Below are 6,200 nucleotides of genomic sequence, written 5' to 3' on the forward strand. Positions count from 1 at the left end.
TTCATGCTTATTCATAATTGTAACTAAATTTGGCACAAATACCTTACCCCACCAAGGTAGCAATCAAATAAAGAGGAAATATGAAGAAAAATAGTATATTTGGAATTTTTATAGCACTTTATAGTGGTATTTCTGTTGCTGGGGAAGTTAATTTCCCAGAAGAATTGCTGCCTTTACAAGTTAATGACCGAGAAATTGAGCATTCATTTTTTAACAAAGTGCGCACGTTAGAATTACCGGCAGGTGTTCACCGGATCAAGGTGAAGTATTCAGATTTATTTGAACTGGACTACGACGAACATGAGGTAGTTGACTCAAAGCCATTCTGGGTGGAGGTAGACATTAAGGACGGTGATTACCAAGTACGCTTTAAGTCTATAGAAACGGTAGAGCAAGCTCGTGCTTTTGCTAAGTCACCTACTATTTGGCTACAAGCTAAGCAAGGTAACAAAGTGTCGGCTAGTCGTGTGAGCGAAGCGACAAAGTCGGTTGCAGCGCCAGTACATGTGTCTGTGCCAAATAACACATCTGCTGCAAAAATAGATAATGATAAGCCTGCGCCGAGTGCAGGAAAACCTGATGCAGTATCAATGCTTGAATTTTGGTGGCAGCAGGCTACTCCGGAGCAACGCGCGGCATTTTTAGCCTCCATCGAAGCACAGCATTGATTGTGTGTTCTAATGTGGAAATTTGTCAGAGATAAAGCAATGTGCTTTATCTCTGAGGGCGTGTCTATTTAAAAATAGCGTCAACAGTTCCCTGCGCCAGTGGGTGGTAACCTGGGCGAGCATTCTGATAGACGCGATAAGCCCAATCTCGCTTATCCGTCTTAGCCAATGCTTTATATAGTGGAACAATTAATTTGCGTCGGCCAATTCCTGTTAGGTGCTTGTCCAGCGCTGGGTAGATAGCTTGGTAGCCATTACCGACTGCGAGCATATACCAAGCAAATGCTAATTCGGCATTGCTTGAATTTGTTAGGTTAAACGCTTTGTCCAGCGCCTGCATCTTGTCCAAAGACAGATCTCTTGGCAAATTATTTAAAAAGTGTAGCCACTCATGTACTGTCCAGTTTTGTGTCGGTAAAGTATTGAGTTGTTTACTTCCACTTAGCCAAGCCTGCATATGCGCATCAACTTGGTTAAATGCATTAGAGGTTGGTGTTGGGGCGTCTGCAGGGAGGCCTGGCTGGTATATCCACTCTTTGGCTTTGTCTAGAGATACGATACCCGGATGTTTTTTCAATAAGTGCTTATCTAAATACTGCACAAACTCAGCGGTAGTCAGTGATTTAAAAGCGTAAGCATCAAAGTAACCTTTGACAAACACGTCGAACTTTTCGCGGCCAAACTTTTCTTCAAGGTAAATGAGAAATAGCTGGCCTTTGATATAGGGCACTTTGCTGAATGCATCATCAGGGTCGCGGCCATTGAGCTTTAAGTTTAGACGTGTGTCGGGTGCTGGAATGTTGATGAGCTGCGCGCGCAGTCCTGCGGCATCTAAGGCTTGTTCCATAACAGCACGGTCACGGCCAAATACTTCTTCCATGATCCGGTTTTCAACGTAAGAGGTGAAGCCTTCATTGAGCCACAAGTCTTCCCAAGTGGCATTGGTAACAAGGTTACCTGACCAAGAGTGGGCGAGTTCATGTGCGATCAAATTGACTAAGCTTTTATCTCCAGCTACAACGGTCGGTGTAATGAAAGATAAACGTGGGTTTTCCATACCGCCAAATGGGAAGCTCGGTGGTAACATTAATAAGTCATATCTGCCCCATGCATATTCACCATACATGGCATTGGTTTTGTCTATCATTGCCTGCGTATCGTTGAATTCGGCCACAGATGCTTCGAGGATTTGTGGCTCTGCGAAAATCGCTGTTTGGTGAGACATTTCTTTGTATTCGAGATTACCGGCACCAATGGCGATTAAGTAAGGCGGGATGGCTTGGGGCATATCAAACCAATAATCGCCGTCTTTTACGAAGGCCTCTGAATTATCAGCGCTCATTACAGCGCGCACATCATTGGGTGTTTGGATACGTGCGGTATAAGTGGTGCGCATCGCTGGGGTATCTTGCACAGGGATCCAGCTTCTGGCATGGATTGCTTGGGACTGGCTATACATAAATGGGTGTGTTTTGCTGGCAGTTTGCACCGGTGTCAACCACTGTAAGCCAGAGGCTTGAGGCAAGCTATTGTAGTAAATACGCGCTTTGGTAGCCTGTTGTTTAAACTTAATCGTTAACTTCGCGCCTTTTACCCCATTGCGAGGCGCCAACGTGAACTGGGCCGGGTGCCATTTTCCCTGAGATGTTTGGTACATAACGCGGTCAATTTCAAGATCGCGGGTATCTAACACTAATGTACGGGCGTGTTTGTTTTGCCACTGTAATGTGTGCTCGACAAACCCCTCTAGCTGCTTGTCATCAAAGTCAACATCTAAATCCAGGTGTAAGTGTGTGCTCACTACATCGTCTAGGTTGGCAAAAGTGTGTTCATCGACGGCTTTTGCCGCCAAAACAGTATGAGAGAGGCCCGCCAATGCGAGGCCAAATGTTAAGGCTGAGAGTTTCATTTTTATCCTTGCTCATGATTGAGAGTTATCCCTGTTATACCACTTCAGTATATAAATGACACTCGGATGCGTTGGAGACATCAATCGGGTAAACTAAGGAAAATAGTTGGTATTTTAGATAGGCGCTGCCAGTGCACTCTTTACAGTCCTTACATACATTTGCTTTGCCCTCTCGCTGCCGTGAACTGGTGCGCATAGAAGTGCCAGAGCAGTTAACTCACATTGATTTTGACACCCCCTTTTTCATTTTGGGAGAGGGCAGTAACTGTATTTTTTTAGAAGACTTTCACGGTACGGTAGTGCTGGTGGCCAATCGAGGCATTGAAGTCACAGAAACCGAGCTGCACTATACAGTGAAAGCAGGTGCCGGAGAAAATTGGCACCAATTGGTGCTCAAACTACTGGACATGGGCATTGGTGGATTAGAAAACCTTGCTTTGATCCCCGGAACTGTCGGGGCCGCTCCTGTGCAAAATATAGGCGCTTATGGGGTCGAATTGGCAGATGTGTTTGATTCTCTTACGGGGTACAACATAGACACAAAGGCATTTGAGACACTGGACAAGGTTGCTTGTCAATTTGGCTATCGAGATTCGACTTTCAAAGGGGCATTACAAGGGCGTTTTGTTATTACACAAGTGGTACTTAAATTACCCAAACAGTGGCGACCAGTATTAAATTATGGACCATTAAAAGATCTCGTTGGACAGAGTGTGAATGCAAAGGATGTCGCTGAGCGGGTAATGCAGATACGACGCAGTAAATTACCAGACCCCAACGTATGTGCCAATGCTGGGAGTTTTTTCAAAAATCCTGTGGTTAGCAAAGAAACTGCGCGCAAATTGTGTGAGCAGTATGCAGATATGCCAGTGTATCCGGTGAGTGAGCTCACGGTTAAACTCGCTGCGGGTTGGCTCATTGAACAAGCTGGATTGAAAGGACATCGAATAGGAGGCATTCGTGTCTATGACAAGCAAGCGCTGGTTTTGGTCAATGATCAACAAGGGCGAGGGACGGAACTGTTAAATATGATTGCGTACATTCAGCAGGCAGTATCAGAGAAATTTGCCATTGCATTAATACCTGAGGTGAGGCTGGTTGCCCAGCAAGGTGAATGGGTTCAAGGAGACAACTATGGTTAAAGCACCTGTGGGCAATAAACTTGCTATATTGAGTGCATTAAGTCGCGACCATTTTATTTCAGGTCAGGCATTGGGTGAGGCGCTTGGTATCAGCCGAGCAGCAGTCTCTAAGCATATCAAGTCATTACAAGATATGGGCATCGATATTTTTAAGGTATCGGGAAAAGGGTATCGGCTCAATCACAGTTTACCGCTGTTAGACCAGAATAAAATTTTGCCCATTTGGCAAGCGCTCAGTGACAGCCCTTGTCGTATAGAGGTACAACCTATCATCGACTCAACCAACAGCGAATTAATGCGCCGCATTCAAACTAATGTCGATGATTTAAACTCGGGACATGTGCTCGTTGCTGAAATGCAGCAGGCGGGTCGGGGTCGCCGTGGTAGGCAATGGCAGTCGCCATTTGGGGCAAATTTGTATTACAGCTATTACTGGCATTTTGAAGAGGGTATGCAAGCAGCGATGGGGGTGTCGGTTGCTGTTGGTCTAGCTGTGTACGATGCTCTAAAAGCCCTGTATGAATTGGACGTGCAGTTAAAATGGCCTAATGATATCTATATTAGTGAACACAAATTAGCAGGCGTGCTGGTGGAGTTAGATGGCCAAATGGAGGGCCCATGTCATTTAGTGATTGGTATTGGGTTGAATGTGGCGATGCCAAATACCGCTGCGCAATACATTGACCAAGCATGGACTGACCTAAGCCAGCACATCGCTGACATTGATAAAAATCAGCTTGTGGTGGTACTGACGTTATGTTTGCAAAAGCGTCTCCACATGTACCAAAAGAATGGTCTAAGTGAGATGGTTGAGCAATGGAATGAGCTCAATGCATTTCGCGATCAGGCTGTTAGTTTGAGCACTGGACAAAGGCAATGGCGCGGGATCTGTGAGGGAATTGATCATCAGGGTGGATTGATATTGCGCCAAGATGGTGAGTGCAAAACCTATTATGGTGGTGAACTATCACTGCGAAAGGAAGGCTAATGCGATTACTGGTGGATGTCGGTAATACGGCAGTAAAAGTTGCGTTAGAGCGCAGTGGTAATATCTCGGTTATTAGTGCAGCGCATATACCTTGGCAGAAAATAGAGGAAGTATTGATAGCTCAGGTAGGTGGTAATGAAGGTCTTGAACCGATATTACACAATGCTCACTTGCACCAAATTCCTCACTATTTTGCGTCTGTTTCAGCTTCGCTGGGGGCGCTCAAGTGCGCTTACCCTGAATTTAAAAATTTAGGGATCGATAGATGGTTGACTGTGGTGGCGAGTTATCATTTATTTCCTAATAAAGCCTGTATTATTGTCGACTCAGGCACGGCAACTAAAGTAGATGTTCTTGGAGCCGATGGTCAGCATCAAGGCGGATGGATTTTACCGGGCTTGGACATGATGATTGAAAGCTTGGTTGCCAATACGCAAAAAGTATTCAGTGATTCAACTACTTCGTTTGATACCGTGCTGGGAACTAACACGCCTAATGCTGTGAAAAATGCTGCATTAAGTGCCACCGTGGCACTGGCTAAACAAGCTGTGGAACAAATTGAGCGAGTGGGTGATGAAGTACAGCTGATTTATGCGGGCGGATACGGCGAGTTGATACAGCAACATCTTGATCCATCTGGGATCTATTTTGATGATCTAGTAATGCAAGGGCTGGTGTTTTGGCGCAAATATCAGCAAAACGTTTAAATAATGAATGTTTTGTCGTAAATATGAGCATTTAAACAAGAAATTGCGATTTTTTTTGATTTAACTGTTGCATAGTGCCATCGGTTGCTCTAATATCTCGCCCCGTACTAAAGCAGTGCCGACTTAGCTCAGTTGGTAGAGCAACTGACTTGTAATCAGTAGGTCATCCGTTCGACTCGGATAGTCGGCACCATCTTTAAAAGATTTAGAACACGCTTTAGAAAAGAATTTTTATGTGGAGGGGTTCCCGAGCGGCCAAAGGGATCAGACTGTAAATCTGACGGCTCAGCCTTCGCTGGTTCGAATCCAGCTCCCTCCACCACTTTATTCTTGACGGTTCTGAGGTAGTTAAGAACAGGTTCCTAAAGCGGGCATCGTATAATGGCTATTACCTCAGCCTTCCAAGCTGATGATGCGGGTTCGATTCCCGCTGCCCGCTCCAGATTTCTGGTGTGCTGATATAGCTCAGTTGGTAGAGCGCACCCTTGGTAAGGGTGAGGTCGGCAGTTCAAATCTGCCTATCAGCACCAGTCTCCGGATCTTCCCAAATACTTCCTTTGATTTGTCACAAAAACATTTATAATTGTAAAGAATAAACCTAATCCGCGCGCGCGTGGATTATTTTTATATGTAATCTAGATACACAAAAACTTATAGGTTCCGTCATGGCAAAAGAAAAGTTTGAACGTTCGAAACCGCACGTAAACGTAGGTACAATCGGCCACGTTGACCACGGTAAAACAACTCTAACTGCAGCAATCACTAACGTACTTGCAAAAGTATACG

General features: G+C 45.1%; 6 protein-coding genes and 4 tRNA genes. 9 read left to right on the plus strand and 1 reads right to left on the minus strand.

Going from position 1 to position 6,200, the window contains the following annotated elements:
* Positions 1-80: 80 nt before the first annotated feature.
* On the plus strand, positions 81-668 hold the full coding sequence (locus QNM18_RS24785) for a DUF2057 domain-containing protein (protein WP_284138719.1): 588 nt from the start codon (positions 81-83) through the stop codon (positions 666-668).
* 64 nt (positions 669-732) lie between these two features.
* Here the strand turns inward: QNM18_RS24785 and QNM18_RS24790 are convergent, their stop codons facing one another.
* Complete coding sequence (locus QNM18_RS24790) at positions 733-2,577, minus strand: M1 family metallopeptidase (protein WP_284138720.1); 1,845 nt, start codon at positions 2,575-2,577, stop codon at positions 733-735.
* Positions 2,578-2,708: 131 nt separating this feature from the next.
* Between QNM18_RS24790 and murB the strand changes: the two genes are divergently transcribed.
* From murB to QNM18_RS24830, 8 genes are all read left to right on the plus strand, one after another.
* Entirely contained in the window at positions 2,709-3,719 is a 1,011-nt protein-coding gene (murB, locus tag QNM18_RS24795) for a UDP-N-acetylmuramate dehydrogenase (RefSeq protein ID WP_284138721.1), read from the plus strand.
* Positions 3,712-4,707, plus strand: coding sequence for a bifunctional biotin--[acetyl-CoA-carboxylase] ligase/biotin operon repressor BirA (birA, locus tag QNM18_RS24800; protein ID WP_284138722.1), 996 nt, complete (start codon positions 3,712-3,714; stop codon positions 4,705-4,707). Before murB ends, birA begins: the two co-directional genes overlap by 8 nt.
* Positions 4,707-5,414, plus strand: coding sequence for a type III pantothenate kinase (locus QNM18_RS24805; RefSeq protein WP_284138723.1), 708 nt, complete (start codon positions 4,707-4,709; stop codon positions 5,412-5,414). Before birA ends, QNM18_RS24805 begins: the two co-directional genes overlap by 1 nt.
* 117 nt (positions 5,415-5,531) lie before the next feature.
* Positions 5,532-5,607: transfer RNA gene (locus tag QNM18_RS24810), tRNA-Thr, on the plus strand.
* A 44-nt stretch (positions 5,608-5,651) separates the two neighbouring features.
* Positions 5,652-5,736, plus strand: a tRNA-Tyr gene (locus QNM18_RS24815).
* Positions 5,737-5,781: 45 nt separating this feature from the next.
* A tRNA-Gly gene (locus tag QNM18_RS24820) sits at positions 5,782-5,856 on the plus strand.
* A gap of 12 nt (positions 5,857-5,868) precedes the next feature.
* Positions 5,869-5,944 (plus strand) — tRNA-Thr (locus QNM18_RS24825).
* Positions 5,945-6,079: 135 nt separating this feature from the next.
* On the plus strand, positions 6,080-6,200 hold a 121-nt coding region (locus QNM18_RS24830; RefSeq protein ID WP_284023005.1), incomplete at its 3' end, for a GTP-binding protein.

The sequence above is a fragment of the Pseudoalteromonas obscura genome (assembly GCF_030135505.1).
Taxonomy (GTDB): Bacteria; Pseudomonadota; Gammaproteobacteria; order Enterobacterales; family Alteromonadaceae; genus Pseudoalteromonas; species Pseudoalteromonas obscura.